The sequence below is a fragment of the Synergistes jonesii genome (assembly GCF_000712295.1).
GTDB lineage: Bacteria > Synergistota > Synergistia > Synergistales > Synergistaceae > Synergistes > Synergistes jonesii.
Genome location: NZ_JMKI01000016.1, coordinates 85,358 through 109,583, shown reverse-complemented (window position 1 = coordinate 109,583; position 24,226 = coordinate 85,358). Strand labels below are relative to the sequence as shown.

Annotated in this window: 24 protein-coding genes; 14 read left to right on the top strand and 10 right to left on the bottom strand. The window is 59.9% G+C overall.

Translation table 11 applies throughout. The features are described 5' to 3' along the window. The 4 genes from EH55_RS04555 to EH55_RS04540 form a co-directional block, all read left to right on the top strand. Window positions 1-960: YadA-like family protein (locus EH55_RS04555; RefSeq protein WP_037975164.1), on the top strand; the 960-nt coding region annotated here is incomplete at its 5' end. A gap of 18 nt (window positions 961-978) precedes the next feature. Then, a complete protein-coding gene (locus EH55_RS04550; RefSeq protein ID WP_037975162.1) occupies window positions 979-1,500 on the top strand; it encodes a hypothetical protein in 522 nt (173 codons plus the stop codon). 185 nt (window positions 1,501-1,685) lie between these two features. Continuing rightward, window positions 1,686-3,929, top strand: a complete 2,244-nt coding sequence (locus EH55_RS04545) for a heavy metal translocating P-type ATPase (protein ID WP_081839431.1) — start codon at window positions 1,686-1,688, stop codon at window positions 3,927-3,929. A 15-nt stretch (window positions 3,930-3,944) separates the two neighbouring features. Continuing rightward, window positions 3,945-4,145, top strand: coding sequence for a heavy-metal-associated domain-containing protein (locus EH55_RS04540; protein WP_037975160.1), 201 nt, complete (start codon window positions 3,945-3,947; stop codon window positions 4,143-4,145). Between the two features lie 98 nt (window positions 4,146-4,243). Here EH55_RS04540 and EH55_RS04535 read toward each other — a convergent pair whose 3' ends face one another. Then, window positions 4,244-4,825, bottom strand: coding sequence for a TetR/AcrR family transcriptional regulator (locus tag EH55_RS04535; protein WP_160170725.1), 582 nt, complete (start codon window positions 4,823-4,825; stop codon window positions 4,244-4,246). 239 nt (window positions 4,826-5,064) lie between these two features. Here EH55_RS04535 and EH55_RS04530 point away from each other — a divergent pair, with 239 nt between their 5' ends. The 5 genes from EH55_RS04530 to EH55_RS04510 are packed head-to-tail and all read left to right on the top strand — an operon-like array spanning window position 5,065 to window position 10,462. Beyond that, the gene (locus EH55_RS04530; protein WP_037975157.1) at window positions 5,065-6,060 is read left to right on the top strand and encodes an HlyD family secretion protein; all 996 of its coding nucleotides are present in this window, start codon (window positions 5,065-5,067) and stop codon (window positions 6,058-6,060) included. Continuing rightward, a complete protein-coding gene (locus EH55_RS04525; protein WP_037975154.1) occupies window positions 6,057-6,974 on the top strand; it encodes an ABC transporter ATP-binding protein in 918 nt (305 codons plus the stop codon). Before EH55_RS04530 ends, EH55_RS04525 begins: the two co-directional genes overlap by 4 nt. 2 nt (window positions 6,975-6,976) lie before the next feature. Further along, entirely contained in the window at window positions 6,977-7,969 is a 993-nt protein-coding gene (locus tag EH55_RS04520; protein WP_037975151.1) for an ABC transporter ATP-binding protein, read from the top strand. After that, a complete protein-coding gene (locus EH55_RS04515) occupies window positions 7,966-9,099 on the top strand; it encodes an ABC transporter permease (RefSeq protein WP_037975149.1) in 1,134 nt (377 codons plus the stop codon). Before EH55_RS04520 ends, EH55_RS04515 begins: the two co-directional genes overlap by 4 nt. A 52-nt stretch (window positions 9,100-9,151) precedes the next feature. Beyond that, window positions 9,152-10,462, top strand: coding sequence for a TolC family protein (locus EH55_RS04510; RefSeq protein WP_037975147.1), 1,311 nt, complete (start codon window positions 9,152-9,154; stop codon window positions 10,460-10,462). Between the two features lie 87 nt (window positions 10,463-10,549). Here the strand turns inward: EH55_RS04510 and EH55_RS13370 are convergent, their stop codons facing one another. Further along, the gene (locus EH55_RS13370; protein ID WP_051682643.1) at window positions 10,550-11,440 is read right to left on the bottom strand and encodes a DMT family transporter; all 891 of its coding nucleotides are present in this window, start codon (window positions 11,438-11,440) and stop codon (window positions 10,550-10,552) included. 142 nt (window positions 11,441-11,582) lie between these two features. Between EH55_RS13370 and EH55_RS04500 the strand changes: the two genes are divergently transcribed. After that, complete coding sequence (locus EH55_RS04500; RefSeq protein ID WP_037975145.1) at window positions 11,583-12,176, top strand: hydrolase; 594 nt, start codon at window positions 11,583-11,585, stop codon at window positions 12,174-12,176. 17 nt (window positions 12,177-12,193) lie between these two features. After that, window positions 12,194-13,228, top strand: coding sequence for a tRNA 2-thiouridine(34) synthase MnmA (gene mnmA / locus EH55_RS04495; RefSeq protein WP_236617071.1), 1,035 nt, complete (start codon window positions 12,194-12,196; stop codon window positions 13,226-13,228). Window positions 13,229-13,237: 9 nt separating this feature from the next. Here mnmA and EH55_RS04490 read toward each other — a convergent pair whose 3' ends face one another. The 6 genes from EH55_RS04490 to ybaK form a co-directional block, all read right to left on the bottom strand. Further along, on the bottom strand, window positions 13,238-14,134 hold the full coding sequence (locus EH55_RS04490; protein WP_037975143.1) for a DMT family transporter: 897 nt from the start codon (window positions 14,132-14,134) through the stop codon (window positions 13,238-13,240). A 71-nt stretch (window positions 14,135-14,205) separates the two neighbouring features. Next, window positions 14,206-14,997 (bottom strand): 4-hydroxy-tetrahydrodipicolinate reductase, encoded by a 792-nt coding sequence (locus EH55_RS04485; RefSeq protein ID WP_037975141.1) that lies wholly within the window; start codon window positions 14,995-14,997, stop codon window positions 14,206-14,208. After that, window positions 14,994-15,467 carry a GNAT family N-acetyltransferase gene (locus tag EH55_RS04480; RefSeq protein WP_037975139.1) on the bottom strand — a complete coding sequence of 158 codons (474 nt, stop codon included), beginning with the start codon at window positions 15,465-15,467 and terminating at the stop codon, window positions 14,994-14,996. The genes EH55_RS04485 and EH55_RS04480 overlap by 4 nt, the downstream gene beginning before the upstream one ends. Window positions 15,468-15,524: 57 nt before the next feature. Further along, complete coding sequence (locus EH55_RS04475; protein ID WP_037975137.1) at window positions 15,525-15,905, bottom strand: RidA family protein; 381 nt, start codon at window positions 15,903-15,905, stop codon at window positions 15,525-15,527. A 223-nt stretch (window positions 15,906-16,128) separates the two neighbouring features. After that, on the bottom strand, window positions 16,129-17,049 hold the full coding sequence (locus tag EH55_RS04470) for an EamA family transporter (RefSeq protein ID WP_037975135.1): 921 nt from the start codon (window positions 17,047-17,049) through the stop codon (window positions 16,129-16,131). Window positions 17,050-17,053: 4 nt separating this feature from the next. Further along, complete coding sequence (gene ybaK, locus EH55_RS04465) at window positions 17,054-17,533, bottom strand: Cys-tRNA(Pro) deacylase (protein WP_037975133.1); 480 nt, start codon at window positions 17,531-17,533, stop codon at window positions 17,054-17,056. 82 nt (window positions 17,534-17,615) lie between these two features. Here ybaK and EH55_RS04460 point away from each other — a divergent pair, with 82 nt between their 5' ends. Together EH55_RS04460 and EH55_RS04455 are read left to right on the top strand one after the other, a co-directional pair. Beyond that, window positions 17,616-18,017: a ribonuclease HI family protein gene (locus EH55_RS04460; RefSeq protein WP_051682642.1), complete on the top strand. Its 402-nt coding sequence runs from the start codon at window positions 17,616-17,618 to the stop codon at window positions 18,015-18,017. 100 nt (window positions 18,018-18,117) lie between these two features. Further along, window positions 18,118-19,296, top strand: coding sequence for a C45 family autoproteolytic acyltransferase/hydolase (locus EH55_RS04455; RefSeq protein ID WP_160170724.1), 1,179 nt, complete (start codon window positions 18,118-18,120; stop codon window positions 19,294-19,296). Window positions 19,297-19,410: 114 nt separating this feature from the next. Here the strand turns inward: EH55_RS04455 and EH55_RS04450 are convergent, their stop codons facing one another. Next, entirely contained in the window at window positions 19,411-19,902 is a 492-nt protein-coding gene (locus EH55_RS04450) for a prolyl-tRNA synthetase associated domain-containing protein (RefSeq protein ID WP_037975129.1), read from the bottom strand. 152 nt (window positions 19,903-20,054) lie between these two features. Beyond that, window positions 20,055-21,284 (bottom strand): dicarboxylate/amino acid:cation symporter, encoded by a 1,230-nt coding sequence (locus EH55_RS04445; protein ID WP_037975127.1) that lies wholly within the window; start codon window positions 21,282-21,284, stop codon window positions 20,055-20,057. 228 nt (window positions 21,285-21,512) lie between these two features. Between EH55_RS04445 and secA the strand changes: the two genes are divergently transcribed. Then, window positions 21,513-24,224 carry a preprotein translocase subunit SecA gene (gene secA, locus EH55_RS04440; protein WP_037975125.1) on the top strand — a complete coding sequence of 904 codons (2,712 nt, stop codon included), beginning with the start codon at window positions 21,513-21,515 and terminating at the stop codon, window positions 24,222-24,224. The last annotated feature ends 2 nt before the right edge of the window (window positions 24,225-24,226 follow it).

Here is a 24,226-nt window from a genome sequence, read left to right as displayed (position 1 = left end):
CAAGAGACAATCACCCTCGGCGGAGAAAACGGCACACAAATCAAAAACGTAGCCGCCGGCACAGAAGCGACGGACGCGGCAAACGTCGGCCAGCTCGACCAACTCAAAGCCAAAGGGCAAGACTACGCGGGAGACGCTGGAGATAAAATCCACAGAGACCTCGGCAGCCAGCTCAACATCAAAGGCGGCGCCACCTCCGTATCCGCGGCCGACAACATCGGAGTAATATCCGACGGAAACGACACGCTGAACATCAGACTCGCCAAAGACATCACAGGCATAGACAGCGTCAGCGTCAACAAAACCATCAGCGTAGCCGGAGGCACGACGATCACGAAAGAAGGCCTAGTCAGCAACGCCATCAAAATAAGCACAGCCAGCGGCGACGTGATCATCAACAACGGAGGCGTATCGATGGGCGGCAACAGAATAACCAACATAGCGCCTGGAGCCAACGCGACAGACGCTGCGACAGTGGGACAGCTCAGCGAAACGACAGACAACCTCTACCGCGTCTACAGCGAACTCAGCGACGAAGTCGAAGACCTTGGAGCGGAAAGCGCGGCGCTGGCGGGATTGAAACCGATCCAATACGACCCGCTCGAGCCGACGCAGATAATGGCGGCGGTAGGGAACTACAGAGGCAGCACGGCGATAGCGGTGGGATTGGCGCACTACACGAGAGAAAACACCATGTTCCACATAGGAGCGTCATACGGAGGCAGCAGCCGCGTGCTGGCCAACGCGGGAGTGACCTTCAGGCTGGGCGGCAAAAAAGACGCCATCCCGGCGCGCTACAAAGCCGGCCCGATCAGCGCGACCTACGTGATGCAGGACGAGATATCCGCGCTGAAGGCGGAGAACGCCAAGCTGAAGGAAAGCAACGAGAAGATGCAGAGCACGATGGAAGAACTTCAGGCGAAAGTTGAAATGCTCATGCAGAAAGCCGCCGAAAAGTAAAAAGGGGAGTGAAGCCCAATGAATCGCAAGATTGTTAAAAAACTGCTCTGCTGCTCTGCTGCCTTCCTTCTCCTCAGCGCCTCCGGAGCCCGCGCGGAAGTCGACGTCGTCGGCTCCCCAGAAGACGGACGGAACTCCTCCGCCGAAGAAGGAGCGATCCTCGTCGATATGCCGAGCGAAGAAGTCCTTCAGAAGAGCGGCGAGTTCGAAGAGCTCTGGGACGGCAAGAGCGAAGAAGAGAAGGAAGCGCTCAGAGAGGCGTTCTTCAAGAACATGGAGGAACGCGTAAAGCTCTACGTCAAGCTGCATTACTGGAAGGATGACAGCCGGGGCAAAAGCGAACTGGAAGCGTTCCTCGGCGAATGCAGAAAAGAGCTCGACCTTGCCGCGTACCGCGACAAGGACAGCTGCCCCGCGAACAGCTGTGCGGAGGTCCTGAGATCGCGCCAGAGGTCGCTGAACAGCAACGAGCTTCGCTTTTACGAGAACGAAGTAGTCGCGTACGCGCTGAGGATAGGGCTTCGCGAAAAGTCCGAGTAACGGCGGGGCGCGGAGCGCAAAACGACGAACGAGTGGGGGCGGCTTCGGCCGTCCCCGCTTTTTTAATGGCGGAACGCGAAGTTTCGAGCCAGCCTTCATTGTACAAAAGCGCCGCTATGTCATAGAATATCCTGTGAGAGGGAGATATAACTGAAAATGATTTTTCGCGGCGGCGCGGCCGGCTGATGCAAGAGCATCGCGGCGCGCCTTTCCGCGGCTTGTCTGGAGGTTTCGACGTGCAGAAGGATAGTATTGACGCAGACGATAAAAAGGACGAATTGAAATGGAATTTCCGCGTGCTCGGCATGACGTGCGCGACCTGTTCGCGCATCGTCGAGAGGGCGCTCAAAAAAACTGAAGGCGTGAGCTTCGCGTCGGTCAATCTCGCTACCGACAGCGCGTTCGTGATAACGTCGCCGGACGTCACGATGGATGCTCTCGCGGAGGCGGTCAAAAACGCCGGCTACGAGGTCGCGCAGGATGTGCCTGAGGATTTCGACGAGATGCGCTATAAAGAGGCGAGAAGGAATTTGGCGGAGGTTCTGGCGATAGGGCTGCCTCTTTCGTTTCTGATGTATCTGCATATGTTCTTCGGCTTCCACTGGGCTTGGTACGGGCCGCTCGAAATAGTCCTCGGGGCCCTCGCGCTCTTCCGCTGCGGCAGAAGGACTCTGCGCGGCGCCTGGATAGCCCTTTCCCATAAGCATACGAATATGGACACGCTCATCGCGCTTTCGTCGACGGCGTCGTGGCTCACGGCGATACTGAATTTCGCCGGCGCCGCGATTCCCTCGTTCGGCGCGGTCGGCGTGATGATCATGATGCTGCACCTTCTCGGGCGCTATATCGAATCGCGGCTGCGCGACAAGGCCGCGAAGCAGGTGAAGACGCTGCTGACGCTGCAGCCGCGCGAGGCGAGGATCATCGCCGACGGCGGCTTAGTGACGGTTCCGGTCGACGCAGTGAAGGCCGACGCGCTGATTCGCGTGAACGCCGGAGAAAGGATACCGCTCGACGGCGTGGTGGAGGAGGGGAGCTCGGGCGTCGACGAATCTCTGCTGACCGGCGAGTCACTGCCCGTGACGAAGCTGCCGGGAGCGGAGGTCACCGGCGGCTCACTGAATCTCGACGGGCCGCTCGTGATACGTGCGACGAAGGTCGGCGCGGACACTTTCCTCTCCCAGATGCTCGAACTTGTCCGCGACGCGCAGGGCGCGAAGGTCCCGCTTCAAGCCCTCGCCGACCGCATAACGCTGAAGTTCGTCCCGACGGTGATCGCGCTCGCCTGCCTGAGCGCCGCGGCGTGGTATGTATTCTTCCCGCGCCTCACGCTGGCGCTTGAGCCTCTTTCCGCCGCGATGCCGTGGCCTTCCGGCGCGTCGACGCCCGTCGCGGCCGCGGCCTACGCTTTCATCGCGACTCTCGTGATAGCGTGCCCCTGCGCGCTGGGGCTCGCGACGCCGCTCGCCCTCGTCGCGAGCGCCGGCGAGGCTTCGCGCTCCGGCCTGCTGATACGTAACGCGGAGGCGGTGCAGACGCTGAGGGACGCCGACTTCGCGCTGCTCGACAAGACGGGGACGATAACGCGCGGCGAGCCGAAGGTCGTCGAGTGGAGCGCGCCGGAGGAGGCCCTGCCGTACATTTACGCGCTCGAAGCGGATTCCGGGCATCCCCTTGCGGCCGCGGTAACGGAGGCGGTCGGCGCCCGCCCTTACGATTATCCCGATGAGATGAAGGAAACGGCGGGCGAGGGCGTCGCAGGCAGGTGGGACGGCGACGAATGGTTCGTCGGCAGGGCGCTGGAGCGTTCACGCTGGAAGGACGCGCCTCCCGCCTCGACGCTCGTGGAGGTGCGGAAGAACGGCGAGCCGGCGGGCTTCTTCGCGATAGCGGACAGGATACGCGACGATTCGCGCGCCGCGGTTGAGGAGCTTAAGAAGATGGGCGTCACGCCGATGATGGCGACCGGCGACGGCGGCGAGACGGCGCGGCAGATAGCCGAAGAGGCGGGGATCGACGAGTTCCGCAGCGACGTCCGCCCCGAGGGCAAGCTCGCGATAGTGCGCGAAGCGCAGAGCAGGGGCAGGCGCGTCATAGTCTGCGGCGACGGGATAAACGACGCAGCGGCGCTGAAGGCGGCCGAGGTCGGCATAGCTATGGGCACCGGCATGGACTTAGCGGTCGACAGCGCCGATATCGTCATCATGAAGGGGGGGCTCGCCCGCGTGGTGGCCGCGATAAAAATTTCCAACAAGACTTCGCGCGTGATAAAAGAAAACCTTTTCGCCGCGTTCGTCTATAATATAATAGCGATTCCGCTGGCGATGGCGGGGCTTCTGCATCCGATAGCGGCGGAGTGCGCGATGGCGGCGAGCTCGATAACGGTGATACTCAATTCGCTGAGGATAATAGGCTCGGCGAAGGAATAAACAGGAGGTCCTGCAATGGCTGAATTCAAGCTTGAGATACCAGAGATGATGTGCGAGCACTGCGAAAAGAGGATTCGCGGCGCGGTGGCGGAGGCCGGAGGCTCCGTCAAGTCGCTCGACCTTTCGACAAAGGAGGTCGTCGCCGAATTCCCCGGCGATGCCGAAAAGCTGCTGGCCGTTATAGACGGCGCCGGATACGACGCGAAAGTGATGTAAAAGAAGAATCTCCGAAATAGGGAAGAGAACGCCTGAAGCCGCCCCGCGCCCGCGCGAAGCGGCTTTGATGATTCGATAAGAAGCAGAAGCTCTGGGCTTTATTTTATCAGAGTTTTCAGCATGTCTATATTTTCGAGCCTCCGGGGGTCTCTGCCCTCCGTGAGGTACTGCGAGGAAACCCCGAAGATGAATATCACTATGAATTCGGCTATCCGCAGCGCCCCGCACGTCTTTGTGATTTCCAGGCTCGGCGCGCGCTCCTCGATGTCTTTCGCGATTATTTCGGAGAGCTCTTTTACAAGCGTGCCGAACTCGGCGCGGAAGAGCTCCGAAGCCATCGCCAGGGTTGAGAACTCGAAGCGCAGTCGGTGTATGTCGGGGTTGCCGACGATGCTCTCCTTGGCGTATTCGCAGAGGAAAGTTATGAATTCATCGGAACCGTTTATCTTACCCGTCTTTTCGGTGAAGTCGTCCACGAAGGCTTTCTTGACGTTGCGCACGAGCGCGAGGAAGAGCCCCTCCTTATTGCGGTAGTAGTAGGCGATCTGGCTGATGGCCACGCCGGCCTTGCGGGCTATGTCTCTCATCGAGACCTTAGCATATCCGTTTTCTGAGATCAGCTTGAGCGCCGCTTCCAGTATTTTTTTTGGCGTTTCGTTTTCGTCGATGCGAATTTTCATATGCTTTCCCTGCACCGGGCGTGTCCTTTTAATTCCCTGCCGCTCGGACTCCATTCTGTTAATATAGCATGGAACTGCTCACCTTATTGACAATTTTATCACGATTGATATAATTCGAACGTTCGTTCTAAGTTATTTTTTGCGCGAATTCGCGCGATCTTCCGTGCTTTGACTTTTGCCTCCGCACGAACGATAATAAAAATAATTTAGAATACGATCCTTGAAGGGAGCGGAACGTATTGAAGGAACCGAAGTTTTTTTCCGGAAGAAACGTGCTGATACTGTTTGTCCTGCTGCTTGTCGTCGGCACGTCCGCCGCCGTTTATTTCAAAAAGAGGCCGAACGACGACCGGCTCAAGGCCTCCGGGACGGTCGAGGTGACGCAGGTCCAGCTCGCGCCGCTGGCGGGGGGCAGGATAGAAGAACTGACGATAAAGGAGGCCGAACATGTCGAGAAGGGTCAGCTGATAGCCCGCCTGTCGCTCGACGGCGCGGACGACGAGGTCAAGATGGCCGAATTCGCGCTCGCAGCGGCCCGCGCGCAGCTTGAAGAGCTGAACAACGGCTTCCGCAAGGAGGATATAGCGAGGGCGCGCGCCGAGGTGGACGCGCGCAGGGCGCGTGCGGAGCAGGCCGGGCGCGACGAGAGGCGTTTCTCCGAGCTGGCCGCCGACGGCGTGGTGGCGAAGCGCGACGCCGAGCTTTCCGCCGAGGCCGCGAAATCTTCCCGCAGCGCGGTGAGGGCCGCCGAAGAGCAGCTGCGCCTTCTCGAAAACGGCGCGCGCTCCGAGCAGATAGCGGCCGCGCAGGCGAACGCCGAGCGGGCCGAGGCGGCTTATAAAAAGGCGAAGACCCTCGTCGGATATAAAGAATTTTATTCGCCGGCCGACGGCGTCGTGCTGACGAAGAATTACGAGGTGGGAGACGTCGTGAACGCCGGAGCGCCGATAGCCACACTCGGCGATATGGAGGACTGCTGGGTGAAGCTCTACATACCGTCGTCGCAGCTCGGCAGGGTGAAGCTCGGCTCTGAGTGCCGCGTGCGGATAGACGCGTTCCCCGACAGGGAATTCGAAGCGTCGGTCTCAGAGGTCAACCAGCAGGCGGAGTACAACCCGCGCATGTCTCTGACTCAGAAGGAACGCGAGAATATGGTCTTTTGGATCAAGGTCAGGATAAAAAACACGGAGGGCGTCATAAAGCCCGGAATGCCGGCGGACGTTACCGTGCTATGACGACGGAGAGCGTCCTCTCCTACAAGAACGCCTCGAAGAGCTACGGCGCGGCGCAGGCGCTGCGGAACGTCGATCTGGATATACGGCGCGGCGAGATTTTCGGCTTCATCGGTCCCGACGGAGCGGGAAAGACTACGATGATGCGCATGGCGCTCGGCATCATCAACCCCGACGGCGGAGAGTGCCGCCTCCTGGGGCAGCTGAACAGGCGGCGCGCGCGCGCCAGGGCCGGCTATGTGCCGCAGCTTTTCAGCCTTTATCAGAATATGAGCGTGATGGAAAACATAAATCTCTTCGGCTCGCTTTACGGCAAAGCGGCGGCCGAGGTGACGGAGCGCGCGGAGTTCATCCTTTCGCGCGTCGGGCTGTGGGGCTTCCGCGACCGCTTCGCGGGGCGGCTCTCCGGAGGCATGAAGCAGAAGCTGGCCCTCGCGATAGGGCTGCTGAACACGCCTGAGATACTTCTGCTCGACGAGCCGACGACGGGCGTGGACCCGGTCGCGCGTCGCGAGTTCTGGGCCCTGCTCTATCAGTTCAACCACGAGGGGCTCACGATAGTCGTCAGCACCCCCTATATGGACGAAGCGGAGCTCTGCACGCGCAAGCTCTTCCTCAACAGAGGAAAGATACTCGACGTGGGAACGACGGCCGAATTGATATCGCGCTACGAATATAGGCTGCTCAGCCTGGAAACGGCCGCCAAAGGCGTCGGCGCGTGGCTGAGGGGGCGCCCGCATATAGTCGACGAAAATATGTTCGGCTCGAAGTACCACATCGTGACGGACGATCTACAAGGCGCCAGGGAGTCGATAGCGGCGGCCTTCGCGGAGCACGGCGCGGCGCTTCCGCCGATGCGCGATATCGGCGCGGGGCTCGAAGACCTCTTCGTTTCCTTCGCGGGAAGGGAGGATTAGAGATGCCCCCTGTAGTAGTCCGGACAGAGCACCTTACGAAGAAGTTCGGCTCATTCACTGCGGTGGACGACATAAACATGTCGATAGAGGAGGGGGAGGTCTACGGCTTCCTCGGGCCGAACGGCGCCGGAAAGTCGACGACGATAAGGATGCTCTGCGGCCTGCTCGCGCCTACCTCCGGCAGAGGGCTCGTACTCGGGCTGGACCTCGCGACCGGCAGCCACGAGCTTAAGAAAAAGATCGGCTATATGTCGCAGAAATTCTCCCTCTACCCCGAGCTCTCGGTGCTTGAGAATCTCGAACTGTATTCCGGCCTTTACGGCCTAGTCGGGGCTGAGAGGAAGAGGCGGATAGAGGATATGATAGCGCTGGCCGGGCTAACGGGGCGCGAGGAGGAAAAGACGCGAGAGCTTTCGGGCGGCTGGCGCCAGAGGCTCGCGCTAGGCTGCGCGATACTGCACAGGCCGAAGATACTCTTCCTCGACGAAGCTACGAGCGGCGTCGATCCGAAGGCGCGCCTGCTCTTCTGGGATATAATCTACGATTTGGCGGAGCACGGCACGACCGTCATGGTGACGACGCACTTCATGGATGAAGCCGAACACTGCAATAAGGTGGCGTTCATATATTACGGGAGGCTCATCGCCGACGACTCGCCGGACAACTTGAAGAGGAAGATCCCCGGCAAGCTCTATGAAATTTCGGCGGGGGGTGCGATGGAGCTGCTGGCGAAGGTCCAGGCCGGGGAGGCCGGCCCCGTGATAGATTCCTACTTTTTCGGCGACAAGCTGCATCTGCTCGTGGCGAACGAGCGCGAGCTGAAGCCGGAGGGAATATTCGAGGGCGCGAAGATAGAGCGGATAGACCATTCGATGGAGGACGTCTTCGTCTACCTCGTAAAATCGCACGCCGGCGATGATTTAGGCAGCGGGCGCATATCCGGCATAGGAAAGTACACCGCGGCCTCCGCCGTTAAGAAAGAAGGCACGAAATGAACTGGGAACGGCTTAAATCGCTGATAATAAAGGAGTTCATACAGCTGATGCGCGACCGCATCACCCTTGCGATCGTCATGTTCATGCCGCTTGCGCAGCTGCTTATATTCGGATTTGCGATCAACACGGATATAAAACATCTCAGGACCGTGATATTCGACCAGTCGCGCACGCAGGAGAGCCGCGAAATGATAAACAGCCTCTCGTCGAGCAACTACTTCGACGTAGTCGAATTCGCGGCAAGCATGAAGGAGGTCAACGAAAGGGTAGAAGAGGGCGCCGCCAAGGTGGGGATCATATTCCCGCCGGATTACGCCGGCAAGATAAAGGGAGGCCGGCAGACCTCGGTGCAGGTCATAGTAGACGCTACCGACAACCTCAGCGCCTCGTCGGCTTTAGCCGCGGCGCAGACGATAGGGCTGCTGAAGTCCCAGGAGATTTTAGCGGCGAAGTTCGCGCGGCTCGGCGTTAAGGTGCCGGGGCAGGCGATAGATATGAGAATCAGGCTGTGGTATAACCCGGACTTCATAACGTCGTGGTATATCGTGCCGGGCATCATGGGGCTGCTGCTGACGATAACGCTGATACCGATGATGGCGATGGCGATCGTGCGCGAAAACGAACAGGGCACGCTCGAACAGCTCCTCGTGACGCCGATGAGGATAGAGGAGCTGCTTCTGTCGAAGATAATCCCCTACATAGTCGTCGGATATGTGCAGGTCTTCATCTCGATCTTCGTCGGCATATTCGTCTTCGACATGCCCTTCCTCGGCAGCATGCCGCTCTTCTATGCGCTGACCTTCTTCTACGTCGTCGCGAGCCTCGCGCTCGGCATCATGATCTCCTGCTTCGCGCAGAACCAGACGCAGGCCATCCAGATGTCGGTCTTCATAATACTCCCCTGCGTCCTGCTCTCGGGCTTCGTATTCCCCCTTGAGGCGATTCCGACGGGCTTCCGCTACCTCGGCGAATGCTTCCCGATCACCTATTACATCAGTCTGACGCGCCAGATAATACTTAAAGGCGGAGGCATGGAGTACGTGTGGAAGGAGACGCTCGCGCTCGCGGCCTACATCGCCATCATGTTCACTGCCGCCGTGCAGATGTTCAGGAGGCGTTTCGTTCCATGATGCGCGGGCGAGTTCGGTGGTCGGGGAATTATTGCGGAAAGGATGGATTGAAATGTATATAAGAAGATTTATCGCGGCTTTCATGATGACCTTAGCGGCTTCCGCGGCGGCCTCCGCCGCGGACGACGCGCTGCTTGAATCGCTCCTGTCGGCGGCGGAGCGAAACAACCCGCAGATATCCGCGGCGGCTGAGCGCACTGCGGCCGCCGAGGCCCGCCTGGCCGGCGCCGCGGCGCAGATGGGGCCGAAGGCGGCCGCCGCGATGGGCGCCCTCTGGAGCGGCGGCGACTTCGAAAAGGAGGTCGGCGTTATGGGAACGGCGCTCAGCGTTCCGGTGCTCGAATCGCACACCTACGCGGCGGCCGTCATGCTGACGCAGACTATATACTCCGGCGGCTCGCTGCAAGCCCGGAGGGAAGCCGCGCGCCTCGCGAAAGACGCGTCGGAGGCGCGCGGGGCGCGCACGAAGCAGGGCGTGGACAACGCGGTGCGCCGCGCCTATTACGCGGTGCGCGCCGCCCAGGCGAAGGAGCTCGTCGCCGAGGAAGCAGCCTCTCTTGCGAAGGAGCACAGGGCGCAGGCCGAAAAATTATTCAACGCCGGCGTCGTCGCTAAGAGCGACGTGCTGCGCAGCAACGTCGCGGTGGCCTCCTCCGAGCTCGACGTGATTCGCGCGCGGAACGCGACGGCGGTCGCCATGACGGCGCTGCGCCGCGCGGTCGGCGCCGATCTCCCGGAAGAGATAGAGAAAAAAGAGCCGCTGTCGTCGATACTCTCGCGCGAGGGGCGCCCATACGGTGCGGATACGAGCGCCGACGTCGCAGCGGCGTACGAAAGCCGCGAGGAACTGAAGGCCTACTCTCTGCTCTCGCGGCAGGCCGAAAAGTTGGCGCGCGCCGCGAAGGGGCTGCTGCTTCCGCAGATACTCGGAGCGGTCGGCTACGCGGCGGCGGGAGACAGCTTCTTCCCCGACGACTACAGCGAGCCTGTGGCGGCGCTCGGCGTTTACTGGAATTTCTACGACGGCGGCGCGGCCAAGGCCAAGACCGATGAGGCGAAGGCCAACGCCAGGGAACTGCTCTTCCTGCTCGACGACATGAAAAACGTGATAAGGATGGAAGTCGCTCAGGCAGAGAGCTCCCTCTCCTCCGCCGGCAGCCGCCTGGAAGTCGCGCGCAGGCAGCTCGCCGAATCGCGCGAGGATTACCGCATAGCGCAGCGCCGCTACGCCGAAAGCGTCGGCACCAACCTCGACGCGCTGGACGCACGCCTCGCGCTGGCGAACAGCATGAGCGAAGTCGTCACGGCCTTCTACGACATCAAGAGCGCCGAAGCGGACCTTATCTACGCGATGGGGAGATAAAGATCAGCGGTCGAAAATCGCCGCCGCGGAGTTCCGGACTCCGCGGCGGCGAAATTTTTACGCTCCTGCCGTGCCGGCGGAAAAAACTCAATCTCCGGACGATCGTTTCTCTCTTATCGCCGGCAGCGTCTCGACGAGCAAAATGCCGGCCAATATCAGCGCGGAGGCGATGAAGATCCTCCACGTCATCGGTTCTCCGAGGAAGATTATCCCCAGCACGCTGCCGAAGATGCCTGAGGTCGAAAGGAGGATCGCGACGTGCGTCGGCGAGGTGTACTTCTGCGCAGTGGTCTGCAGCACCAGCGTCAGCGCGAAGCCTATCGTGCCGGCGTAGATTATCGCCGCCCACGCCTTCGCGGAGACGTTCGACGGCATGGGCTCGAATATCAGCGCCGCGGCCGCCGCGACAGCCATGCCGCCGAAGGCCTGCCAGCAGGATAAACCGCAGGGGTCGGCGTTGGCGGCGAATTTCTGGACGAGCAGGATGTAGGCGGTGACGAAGAGCATCGCGGCCGCCGAAAGCAAGTCGCCGAAGTTGACGGATAGGTCTCCGTCGAGCACGAGCCCGGCCGTCCCGGCGGTGCAGAGCAGTACAGAGATTATAACGTGCCAGCCGGGGAAGCGCCGCGTCAGCAGCCAGACCGCAAGAGGCACGAAGACCACCGAGGTAGAGATTATGAAAGACTGGTTGCCGGCCGTCGTGTACAGCAGCCCGACTGCGCCGGCAAGGTAGGCTAAAATGAACACCGCTCCGGTAAAGGTCCCGGCGATTTTGTCCTGCGCCGACATCGCCGCCGCGCGGCGTCCGAAAATGAGCATGACGCAGGCGCACGCCGTCGTGAAGCGCAGCGCGCAAAACCAAAAGGGGGTTATGCCGCCGAGCGCGTCGCGGATCACGACGTTGGTCGCCCCCCAGATGAATGAAACGAGAAGCACGGCTATGTCGCCTAAAATCATAAATTTTCTTTTCGAATCCATCCCGCACACTCCGGACGCCGAAGTATCCATCGATTATTTTAGCACAATAAAGTCCGCCGCACCCGCGGTTTGCGGAGAGAAGGATTAGTGTTTATAATTCACCTCGAATAACGGCGCGTTTAGCGCTTACGGAGGGGTTTTGGTGAAAAGCTGCGTTACGAGGGAAGCGGCTCTCGAGCTGCTGAAAAAATACAACAAAGAGGAGTTCCACATCCAGCACGCGCTTACCGTCGAGGGAGTGATGAGATGGTACGCGGACGATCTCGGCTTCGGCGGCGACGCGGATTATTGGGCGGCCGTCGGCCTGCTTCACGACATAGACTTTGAGATGTGGCCCGAAGAACATTGCAAAAAAGCGCCGGAGCTCCTTGCGGCCGGCGGCGTCGGAGAGGATATGATCCGCTCGATCTGCAGCCACGGCTACGGCCTCTGCTCCGAGATAAAGCCGGAGCATCCGATGGAGAAGGCGCTCTTCGCCTCCGACGAACTCACGGGGCTCATCGGCGCGGCGGCGCTGATGCGCCCCTCCAAGAGCGTCTCCGACATGGAGCTGAAGAGCCTGAAGAAAAAATACAAGGATAAAAAGTTCGCGGCCGGCTGCTCGCGCGAGGTCATAGCGCAGGGCGCGGAGATGCTCGGCTGGGAACTCGACACGCTTCTGGAAAAGACTTTAGAAGCGATGCGCTCTTGCGAGGAGGGCGTCGCGGAAGAGCTAAAAAGAGTAATGGGCGCCTAAGCGCCCGCGGCCGCACGGTGAACGGCAAGACGCTGGTCGCGATGAGCGGCGGGGTGGACAGCTCCGTCGCCGCGCTTTTGATAAAGGAGGGCGGCGCCTTCTGCGGCGGCGCTGCGATGCGCCTCTTCGCAGCGGAGGGCGGCTGTGAGGATGCCCGCCGCGTCGCCCTCCGCATGGGGATCCCCTTTTATATCTTCGATCTTACAGATGAATTCAGCGGCGCCGTGATAGACGATTTCATCGCCGCCTATAGGAGGGGCGCTACGCCCAATCCGTGCGTCGTCTGTAACCGCCTGATGAAGTTCGGGATTTTCTTCGAGCGCGCCGGGGAGCTCGGCTATGATTTGATGGCCACCGGGCACTACGCGCAAATATTTTTCGATTCGGGCGCGAGGCGCTGGGGGCTGAAAAAGGGCGCCGACGAAAGCAGGGACCAGAGCTACGTCCTTTACTCTCTGACGCAGAAGCAGCTGTCGCGCACGCTCTTTCCGCTCGGAGCGCTGACCAAGGCGCAGGTGCGGGAGATAGCGCTCGCAAATTCTTTCGACAACGCGAAGAAACGCGAGAGCCAGGACATATGCTTCGTGCCCGACGGAGATTACGCGTCGTTTATAGAGCGGCGCACCGGCGAGCCGTTCCGCTGCGGAAATTTCGTCGACGCGTCGGGGCGCGTGCTCGGACGCCACAGAGGCGTGGAGCGCTACACGATAGGGCAGCGCCGCGGCCTCGGGCTTTCGCTGCGCGAGCCTCTCTACGTATGCGCGAAGCGCGCGGAGGAAAACGTCGTGCTCCTCGGCAGAGACGAAGAGCTCTATTCGAAGAGCTTCACTGCGTCGAAGATAAATCTGATCGCCTGCGAAAGAATAACGGCGCCGCTGCGAGTTAAGGTGAAGATCCGCTACCGCGCGCGCGAGGAGCGGGCGACCGTCGAGCAGATATCCGACGACGGAATCCACGTGGAGTTCGACGAGCCACAGCGCGCGGTGACGCCCGGACAGGCCGCGGTGCTCTACGATGGAGAGTGCGTCGTCGGCGGCGGTACGATAGACTGACCGCCGCTCTTATTTGTGGCTGTTCGCGGCGTAAACGCCGGAGACGATCATCGCTCCGCCGAGGATGAGCCAGGGCGTGAAGCGCTCCCCTATCACGAAGTAGCCGGCGACGACGCCGACGAGCGGCTGCAAGAACTGAAAGACCATAAGCCGGGGCACCGGTATGGCGGCCGCGGCTCGGTACCAGAACGCGTAGGCTAACCCGGAGCATAAGAGGCCCAAAACCAATAGCGCTTCCCAAGTCGGCGCGCCGAAACGGGCGGCGGCGCCCACGTCGACGCGAAGCAGCGCGAGCGTAGGCGCGCACATCAGCGCCGCGAAGAACACCTCCCAGAAGATCGTAAATAGCGGCGGGTATCCGCCGTCGCGGAATAGCCAGCGCGTGACGACCATGAACGCGGCCCAATTCAGCATGGAGACCGTTATCAGAAAGTCGCCGAAATTATAGATAGAAATGCCTTTGGCGCCCTTCGTGCCGAGCCCGAGGACCACCGTCACGCCGAGAAAGGCGCAGAGGGCGCCCAGCAGGCCGGTGCGGGACATGCGCTCTTTAAGGAATATCGCGGACATCAGCGCCGCGGCGGCCGGCGAGGCCGCCATCTGCCAGTTCGCCATCCCGCTTCCCGAAGTCCGCATCGCCATCGTCTGAATCCCCAAATGGAAATAAAAGCCCATGAAGCCCATGAAAATGAGGACGAGCGCCTGCTTTTTAGTCGGCAGCGCCGCCTCTCCGCCCCTCCAGGCCAAGGCGAGCAGAAGCGGGAGCGAGATCGCGAAGCGCAGGAAGAGGAGCAGCAGCGGATCCGCCTCCTCAAGGGCGACCTTCGCGGCGGCGAAGCTGACGCCCCAAAAGACGATCGGCAGCGTCGCCATAAGATAGACAGAAAATTTTTTGCTTTCGCTCACAAGGCGCGCCCCCGAAAAAGATTTTTAAAAGTATATAGCAAAGCGCGTTTTTTGCGGCGGCGGAATGAGCGCTAAAGCTCCGTCAGTTCGCCGAGGCTCCTTATAAATGCTCCGCGCGGAAGGGAGGGGAGCCTTTCGGCGGCCATGAAGATGCCGTCGAGGTAGACGTCGCTCGTGTAGTCCTGCAGCGTCACGGTCAGCACCTCGTCCCTCCTCGCGAGCTTTATCACGTGCTCGGAGTAGGGGCCGGGCATAGGCAGACGCTCGGAAAAGACCGGCACGCCGCCGATATTCGCGCCGAGCGCGCCTCGGTAGATTTCGCGGCTCTTGACCTCCGGCGCTTCGCCGGAGAGTTCGGAGGCGAGGAGGGCCGCGGTGCCGCTGGGAGCGTTCGCCATCTCGTTCGTGTGGCGGTCCGTTATCGTGACGAAAGGATAATATTTACGCGCCTTTTTGACGAAATCCGCGACGAGGGCCATGCCGAGGCAGTAATTCGGTATGACGGCCCAGCGCAGCCCTTTGGCTTCGACCTCAGCTTTGTGGCGGGAAAGCTCATCTTCGGCGAGGCCGGTCGTGCCGATCACGGCGTTCAGGCCGAGGCGGAGATAAAGCGAGAGGCTCTCCTCCATCAGCGGCGCCGACGAAAAATCTATCACCGCGTCGGGGCGCAGCTCGCGCAGCGCCTCTTCGAGATCTAGCGAGGCGGCTACGCCGATTTTTTCTATCCCGGCCAGCTCGCCGAGGTCGCGCCCCGCTTCAAGGCACCAGCCTCCGACGAGCGAAAAATTTTTCCTCTGCGGAATGCCTCTCACTATCGCGCGGCCGACGTTGCCGGACGCGCCGGAAACGAAAACTTTTATCATGAAGGCTCCCTCCTTTTATAAGCCGAGCTTTGCAGCTCCATGTCGACGTGCGGGATGCCGTCTTCGAGATAGACTTCTGAGATCGGCTCGAAACCGAGCGAACGGTAAAACGGGACGAGATAATTCTGTGCGCCGATCTTTATGATTTTTTCTCCAAGTTCGTCCAGCGCGAAGTCGATCGCCCTTTCCATCATTTCGCGCGCTGTGCCGCGGCCGCGGAAGCCGCGCGCGACCGCGACGCGCCCCATCGCGAAAGCGTCGTAGGTTACGCCGGCCGGCAGAAGGCGCATCGACGCGGCGAGCGCGCCGTCCTCCGCGTAGGCGAAGAGCTGCCGCGCTTTTTCGTCCGCGCCGTCGACGTCGGCGTAGGGGCACTTCTGTTCGACGACGAATATCTCGCAGCGCTGCTTTAAAATGTCGTAGAGCTCCTTCGCGGAAAGCTCGTCGAAGCTCTTTATCTTCCATTCCATGATCTTCCCCCCATGCCGACGGAGAAAAACGCCGCCGCGTCTCGCGGCGGCGACCCGTTATTTGCAGAGCGCTATCGCTTCTATCTCGACGAGCACGTCCTTCGGGAGCTTTGCGACTTCGACGCAGGAGCGTGCCGGAGCGTCTTTTGCGAAGTACTTCGCGTAGATCTCGTTGACCGTTCCGAAATCGTCCATGTTTCTGATGAAGGCCGTCGTCTTCACGACGTCGTCGGGCGTGAGCCCCTCGCTTTCGAGCAGCGCGCACATGTTCTTCAGCGCCTGCTCCGTCTGACAGGCCACGCAGCCAGGCACGACGGCCATCGTCTTCGGGTCGAGGGGGATCTGCCCGGAGAGGAATAGGAAGCCTCCAGCCTTCACCGCCTGAGAGTAGGGGCCTATAGCCGCGGGGGCGTTTTCCGTGCTTATTATTTTTTTCATGATGTCTTCTCCTTTCACGCTGTTTTATGATAAGTGTCCGCGCCGCCGGCGCGGCCCTGCTGACTTTTTCAAAATGTCCTGAGCCCGCGGGGAAAATTTTCAAAAATCCTCCGCCTGTGGCATTATTATAAATCAACGGCGCCGAAAGTCGTATGTCGCACGGAACACAAATGAGCCGCGTTGCGTGCGCCGCCTTTGGCTCGAAGACGCAAAGCCGGGGCGGCTACCCTTCCTTCTTCTCCCAAACCATCAATATGACGGACGTGACGATTAAGGGAAGGGCCGTCAAGATGTTCGCGTGCAGCTCTTCGCCGCCGACCAGCCAGCCTAAGATGACAGCGACGATCGGATTGACGAACGCGTGAGTCGAAACGCGGTTCGCGGGCTCGACGCGCATGAGCCAGATGAACGACGAATACGCGACGATCGAGCCGAATACTATAAGATAGGCGAGGGCGGCGGCCGAGCGCGCCGAAAAGGCGCCGAAGCTCGGGTAATCCCCGGTGAAGGCGGAGAGCGCGTACTGCGACACGAGCATCGCCGCGCCGCCGCAGGTCATCAGCATAGCCGACGAGGTCAGCGAATCCGCGTGTATGCGCGGGTCGGAAGAGATGAACGCCCCCACCACCCAGGTCACGGAGGAAAGGAGCGGCGCGAGCATCCACAGTGTGTAGCCCGAGAAGGAGAGGCGGACGTTCGGGTCGCGGAGGATGAGCAGGCAGACGCCGGCGAAGCCGAGCGCGATGCCGGCGCAGTGGCGCGGCAGGGGCCTTTTGCCGTCGAAGAATAGCCAGCCTATCAGGCAGAAGAGGGCCGGCTCCACCGCTATCAGCAGCGCCGCTATCGACGACGGCACGACCTTTTCGGCCGCTGTGATCAGCCCGTAGGAGACGGCGAAGGGCAGCAGCGACGCGAAAAACGCCAACTTCCAGCCGCGCGCGTCGGGAAAATCCCGCGTCTTCGCGGTCCGTGCGGCGAAGAGTAAGACTCCGGCGGCCAGAAAGCGGATCCCGCCGGAAAAAAGCGGCGGAATCGTCTCAACGGAAAAGCGAATCGCGAGATAGGTCGAGCCCCATATTATATAAAGGGCGGCGTAAGCGGAGAGCAGCAGCCATTTCGGCGGCACGCCCGCGTTTTTTCCCACGGCGTCACCTTACGACCGGCGCGGTCTTCGCGCCGGCGGCGCGCACGAGGTCGGATGGTGCGAGCTTGAAGAGCAGCCCGCGGTGTCCGGCGTTAACCGTGATGAAATCGAAGGAGAGCGCAGAAGCGTCGACGATCACCGGATACTTTTTCTTCGTGCCGAGAGGGGAACAGCCGCCGCGCACGTAACCGGTCAGTCCCTGTACCTCTTTTAAGTGGACGAGCTCGGCGCTTTTGTTGCCGGAGGCGGCGGCGAGGGCCTTGAAGTCGAGCTCGCGCCCAGCCGGCACACAGACCATCATCACGCCGCTTTTGTCGCCGCGGCAGCAGAGCGTTTTGAAAGTGCGCTCAGGGGCGATGCCGGTCTTCGCCGCGGCGTCCTCAGCCGACAGCTCCTTTTCATCTATCGCGTATTCGAGGAGCTCGAAGGGAATCTTCATTCCCTCCAGCATCCTCACTGCGTTCGTCTTCTTAGCCTGCGCCATCGTAATTTACCCCCAAAGCTGCATAATATATAATAAAAAAGTATAGCGCAAAAAACGCGGGGAAAGGAAGCTGGTGCATAAAATGATAGGACACTTTGACGGAGCGTCGCGCGGCAACCCGGGAGAAGCCGGCGCCGGCGCCTATCTTTCCGACGACGCGGGCAATGTGATATGGGAGACGGCCCGCTACCTCGGCAGAAAGACCAACAACGAGGCGGAGTACGGCGCGGCGATCATTCTTCTGGAGGCCGCGAAGGAGCGCGGCGCGCGGAAGCTGAAGGTCCGCGGCGACAGCCGGCTCGTCGTCTGCCAGCTCTCGAAGCGCTGGAAGATAAACCTCCCCCACCTGCGTGAGCTCGCCGAAAAAGCCTGGAGCCTCTCCGAAGGCATGGAAGTATCCTACGAATGGATACCGCGTGAAAAGAACAAGCGCGCTGACAGGCTGAGCAATGAAGCGCTGGACGGCGCTAAATATCTTGGCTGACGGCGCTTCGCCGAAAAAATGCCTTGCCGGACAAGAGCAAAAACATTATAATAAAATAGTGCATATAAACCAAAAGGGAGAGACAGGGGAGGAATCACCATTGTCAAAGCAAACGTTGTTCACCGCCGCCGCGCTTATTTTCCTCGCGGCAGGCTCCGCCTTCGCGGCTTCGAATCCCGCCGCCTACCTTAAGACCGAAGCGCAGAAGGCGTCGATCGCCACGCTGAGGGATATCGACGGCGGGCTGCTCTACACGATGGACTACAGCGCCGACTACATGCTCGACGACGTGCTGAAGTCGGACGTAGACAGCACCGAAGCGATGTTAAAGTACATAAGGGACAAGATGCTGCTGGAGGGCGCACCGGTCGGGGGCGCGGCGGACGCCGGCTGCAGCGCCTTCACCGCGAAGACCGACGACGGGAAAATTCTCTACGGACGCAACTTCGACTACAAGATGAAGATGACGTCGATAGTGATTCGCACAAAGCCCAAGGGGCGCTATGCGTCGATCGGGGTAGCCGACGCCGGCTGGGCCGGCTACGAAGAGGGAAGCATCAGCGACGGCAAAACCGACCTGTCGCTGCTGGTCGGCGCGCCCTATATGATAATGGACGGAATGAACGAAAAGGGGCTCGCGGTCAGCGTGTTGAAGCTGCGCAGCGCCGCGACTCGGCAGGAAAGCGGGAAAAACAAAATTATGACGACCGTGGCGCTTAGGCTGATGCTCGACCGCGCCAAGGACGTCGACGAGGCTCTCGCCCTGCTTGAGGGATACGATATGCAGTCGGCGATGCCGGACGCGAACTTCCACTTCTGCATCGCGGACGCCACAGGCAGGACCGTCGTCGTCGAATATGGCCCTGGTAACGGGAAGCTCCACGTGCTCGAAGAAAATTACGTGACGAACTTCTATCTGACGCCAGGCTACGACGACCAGAGCCGCGGACGCGACCGCTACAACATCATAAAAGAAACGCTCTCTTTCAAGAAGGGTATTTTGACGGATACGGAAGCGATGTCCCTGCTCGAGCTCGTGAGCCAGCCGGAGACCGAGGAAGCGACGAGCATGACCCAGTGGTCGGCGGTCTACAACCTGACCGACCTCACGCTTCAGCTCGCGATGAAGCGTGACTATAAAAAACAGTTCTCCTTCGCGATGGAAGAGGAGCGCGGGTCGCACGGCGGCGGGTGCAGCGCCGGAGCCGCGCCCTTTGCGCTGGCGGCTTTAGCGCCCTTAGCGCTGTTTATTAGAAAAAGCAAAAAATTAAAGAAATAAGCACTCACGCACAAAACGCTCGCTCCGTCCAACCTCAAAGGACGGAGCGAACCGTATTTGCGAGGAAAAATCCGCCTTAGCTGAAGTTTTGTCCGCAAGTCCCGGGATAAAATTTTACAGCTTTATAAACTTCAAGCTGTTGCCGCGCGATTTTATTATTTTTTCCAGGTCGGCGTAAGAGAGCCACAGAGTCTCGGTGTTGTCACAGGGGTGCACGCCGAGATGCGGGCGGCCGCGAAGATCCCCGTCGATCAGCACCTCGACGTTCGCCGCGCAGTCGTTAAGCACTCCGAGCGGCGTCACCGCGCCCTTTGTCAGCCCGAGATTGTCCATCAGGCGTTCCTCGGAGGCGAAGCTCAGCCGCGTGCTTCCGATCTGCGCGCGGATCGATTTGAGGTCCGCGCTCTTCGCCTCGTCGAGGACGACGAGAAAATGACGCTTGCCCTTTTCGTCGCGCAGGAAAAGATTTTTGCAGACGTCTTCGATCTTCATCCCCTCTATCAGCTTCATCTCGTCTATCGTGTAGACCGGCGCGTGTTTCGTCGTCTCGTATTTGATTCCCATCCCGTCGAGCTTCGCGTGGACTTCTTCCTTTGTAAGCGGCATTCCCGTACCTCCCGATTTTTGATTTACTGCGCCCATCTTATTACAGATTTACGATATTTTCCATCAGGACAGGCGTTTTTTTGGTCGAAAGGATAATTTGATTTTGTACTGCGGCCGCTGGGCTTAGGGTTTATCGTATGCCGTTGAAGCGATCAGAGTTTTTCTCCCTCCGTCTTCGCGATAACTGCCGAGACGCACATGTCGCCAGTCACGTTGACGCAAGTCCTCGCCATGTCGAGCACCGCGTCGATGCCGGCGACGAGCGCCATGCCTTCGATCGGAAGCCCCGCCGATAGCAGGACCATCGACAGCATGATGAGCCCCGCGCCGGGGACGCCGGCCGTGCCTATCGAAGCGAGCGTCGCGGTCATGAGTATGCCCAACTGCGCGCCGAGGCTGAGGTCTATCCCGAAGGCCTGCGCTATGAAGAGGGCGCAGACGCCTTCATATATCGCCGTCCCGTCCATGTTGATAGTGGCGCCGAGCGGCAGTACGAATGAGGAGACGTTTTCGCTGACTCCGAGTTTGTTCTGCACGTTGTCCATAGAGATCGGGAGGACTCCGGCGCTCGTCCTGGTGACGAAAGCCGCGAGCATCGCCTCGCGCACGCCGCTGAAGAACCACATCGGGCTCTTATGCACTATGCCTGCGATGAGCCCCGAGTAGACGAGGAGCATCTGTAGTATGCAGCCGAGGTAGATGGCGAATATGACCTTCGCAAACGGAGCCAGCACCGCCGGCCCGTATTTCGCCGCGGTGACGGCTATCAGCGCGAATATTCCGAGCGGAGCGGTTTTCATCACGATCGCAGTGATTTTGAACATGACCTCTGCGAGAGAAGAGTTGAATTCGAGGAACGCCTTTCCCCTTTCTCCGATAAGCGTCGCTGCTACGCCGAGGAAGAGCGCAAATACGATGACCTGAAGCATTATGCCTTCGACGAGCGCTTTCAGCGGATTAGCGGGGAAGATGTTGAGGATTACGTCGAAGATCGTCTGCGGCTCTTTAGCTACGGCTTTCGCGCCTTCGATCGCCATGCCGACGCCCGGCTGGATGATATTGCCGAGAAGCAGCCCGATGACGATGGCTACGATCGTAGTGCCGAGGTAAAAGGCTATCGTCTTGACGCCGATGCGGCCGAGCACCTTAGGATCGCCTATCGACGAAGCGCCCATTACGAGGCTTGAGAAGACGAGCGGGACTATGAGCATCTTGAGCAGAGAGAGGAAAATGTTTCCTATCAGCTGCAGCACGGGCAGTATGACCTTTGCGACGAACGGCGAGTTAGGCGCAAGCGGGCCGATGACGAACCCCAGAATCAGGCCTATGATGAAACCTATTCCTATCTTTGCGATGAGAGACAGCTTTTTCTTTTCCTGCATGGGAAATTCCCTCCTTAGTCTGAATTAAAACATAAAGCGTTGATTACTTTTATTTTAACATGATTGATTGAATGTATGTCAATAGAGGAAGAGGTGCCAAAGCCGGGCGAGAGCCTTCGCCGGAAAAATTTTGACTTCGATCTCCATATAAGTATATAATCACCCACAGTAACGCATGAGATGTGCGGGCAGTTGTCCTGTGCCGCACGAAAGGTGGAAAATAGATAGATGGGATTTATTAACGGCGTTATAAAGGCGCTCGGCCTCGATCCGAACGAGAGGGCGCTGGCGAAATATGAGAAAAGAGCTGAGATAGTAGATTCCTACGAGACCGAAACGGAAAAACTTTCCGACGAAGAGCTCGCGCGGTCGGCGGCGGTTTTCAAAGAACGCCTTGATAAAGGTGAAACGCTCGACGATATCCTGCCGGAGGTTTTCGCACGCGTGCGCGAAGTCTCGAAGAGGACGCTCGGGCTGCGCCACTTCAAAGAGCAGCTGATAGGCGGCATGGCTCTCAACGACGGCAACATCGCCGAGATGAAGACGGGCGAGGGAAAGACGCTCGTCGCGACTCTGGCCGTCGCGCTTAACGCTATAACTAAGAACGGCGTGCACGTCGTCACGGTGAACGACTACCTTGCATCGCGCGACGCCGCGTGGATGGGGCCCGTCTACAAGGGTGTGGGGCTGACGGTCGGCGTCATCTCTCCGTTCATGTCGGAGGAGGCCCGCGCCGAGGCCTACCGCTGCGACATAACTTACGGGACGAACAGCGAATTCGGCTTCGACTACCTGCGCGACAACATGGCGATTCAGAAGAATCAGCAGGTGCAGCGCGGGCATTTCTACTGCATCGTCGACGAGGTCGACTCGATACTGATAGACGAGGCGCGGACTCCGCTCATCATTTCCGGTCCCTCCGAGGACGACACGGAGCCCTACCGCGTCGCAGACTCCGTCGCGCGCGAGCTCGTCAAGGGGCGCGACTTCGAAGTCGACGAAAAGGAGCGCAACCTCGCTCTGACGGAAGAGGGCATCGCGAAGGCTGAAAACATCATGAAGCTTCCGAACCTCTTCACCGATTTCGCAAACTCTTCGCTCGCCCATAAGATCGTGCAGGCGCTGAAGGCTCACCATCTTTTCCAGCGCGACGTGCACTACGTCGTCAAAGAGGGCGAGATCATCATAGTCGACGAATTCACCGGGCGGCTGATGTTCGGCCGCCGCTATTCCGACGGGCTGCACCAGGCGATAGAGGCGAAGGAGCGCGTGCGGGTCGGGCGCGAAAATCAGACGCTCGCCACGATCACGTTGCAGAACTACTTCCGCATATACAAAAAGCTGGCCGGCATGACGGGCACGGCGCTGACGGAAGCGGAGGAATTCAAGGAAATTTACGGCCTTAACGTCGTCGTCGTGCCTACGCACAAGCCTATGATACGCGTCGACAATCCCGACGCCGTTTACAAGACCGTCGAGGAAAAATACAGCGCCGCCGCCGACGAAGCGGCGGAGTATCACAAGAAGGGGCAGCCTATCCTGATAGGCACCGCTTCGATAGAGCACTCGGAGCGCGTCAGCCGGCTGCTGCACGCGCGCAAGATTCCTCACAACGTGCTGAACGCGAAGGTACACGACAAGGAAGCGGCGATCGTAGCCCAGGCCGGGCGCTTGGGGGCGGTCACCGTCGCGACGAACATGGCCGGGCGCGGCACCGACATCGTGCTCGGAGGCAACCCAGAGTTTCTGGCGCGCGAAGAAATAGAAAAAGAGGGGAAAGACCCGGCGGCCGAGCCCGAGCTCTACTACGAGACGCTGGAAAAATACAGGAAGAGCTGCGCCGAAGAGCATGAGAAGGTCATCGCGACCGGCGGGCTGCGCATAATAGGCACAGAACGACACGAGTCGCGCCGCATAGACAATCAGCTGCGCGGGCGTTCCGGCCGTCAGGGCGACCCCGGCGAGAGCCGCTTCTACATCGCCCTAGAAGACGACCTTATCCGCCTCTTCGGCGGCGACAGAATATCGGGGATCATGGAAAAGCTCGGCATGGAGAAGGGCGAGTCGATAGAGCATCCGCTTCTTTCGAAGGCCATCGAGAACGCGCAGAAGAAAGTCGAGGAGATGCACTTCGACATACGCAAACAGCTCTTAGCCTACGACAACGTCATGAACAGACAGCGCGAAGCGGTCTACGCCGAACGCGCCGACATACTGGAGGACGAGGACACGATAGGGCGTACCCTCTCGATCCTCGAAGACACGGCAACGGCTCAGTTAGACAAGATATTTGCCGATAAGAACGACGAAGGGCCCAACGTCAACGCGGCCGCCGTCCGACTGAACGCGCTCTTCTGGCCCGGCATTTCGCGTCCTCTCGAGGGGATAGGGAGCGAAGAGGAGCTTGAAGAGCTCCGCCCGAAGATTCTTAACGAGATACGCGCGCGCTTCACGCAGAAGACGGAAGAGCTTGGAAAGGAAATCTCCGAGCAGATATTCAGATACATACTCCTCGAGGTGCTCGACAAGAACTGGAAGGAACATCTGCTCGCGATGGACGAACTGCGCCGCGGCATCGGGCTGCGCGCGATAGGACAGAAAGATCCGCTCGTCGAATATCAGTTCGAGTCCTTCAGCCTCTTCCAAGAGATGCTGACGCGCGTGCGCGAGGGCATCACGGAGTTCGCGCTGAGGGTCTCGGTAGTAACGAAGGAGCCGGAGCGCGGTGAGCGCAGCAGGAAGTGGCGCGAAAGCCGCGACGCCATCGACATTCCGGCGGCGTCGAGCGGAACGTACGGCGACGACATGGAAAATCCCGGCGCCGTCGCGACCGCGCAGAAGACGCGGCCGATCGTAAGCGGCGTCAAGATAGGGCGCAACGATCCGTGCCCCTGCGGAAGCGGGAAAAAATATAAGCAGTGCTGCGGAAAGAATAAATAAAA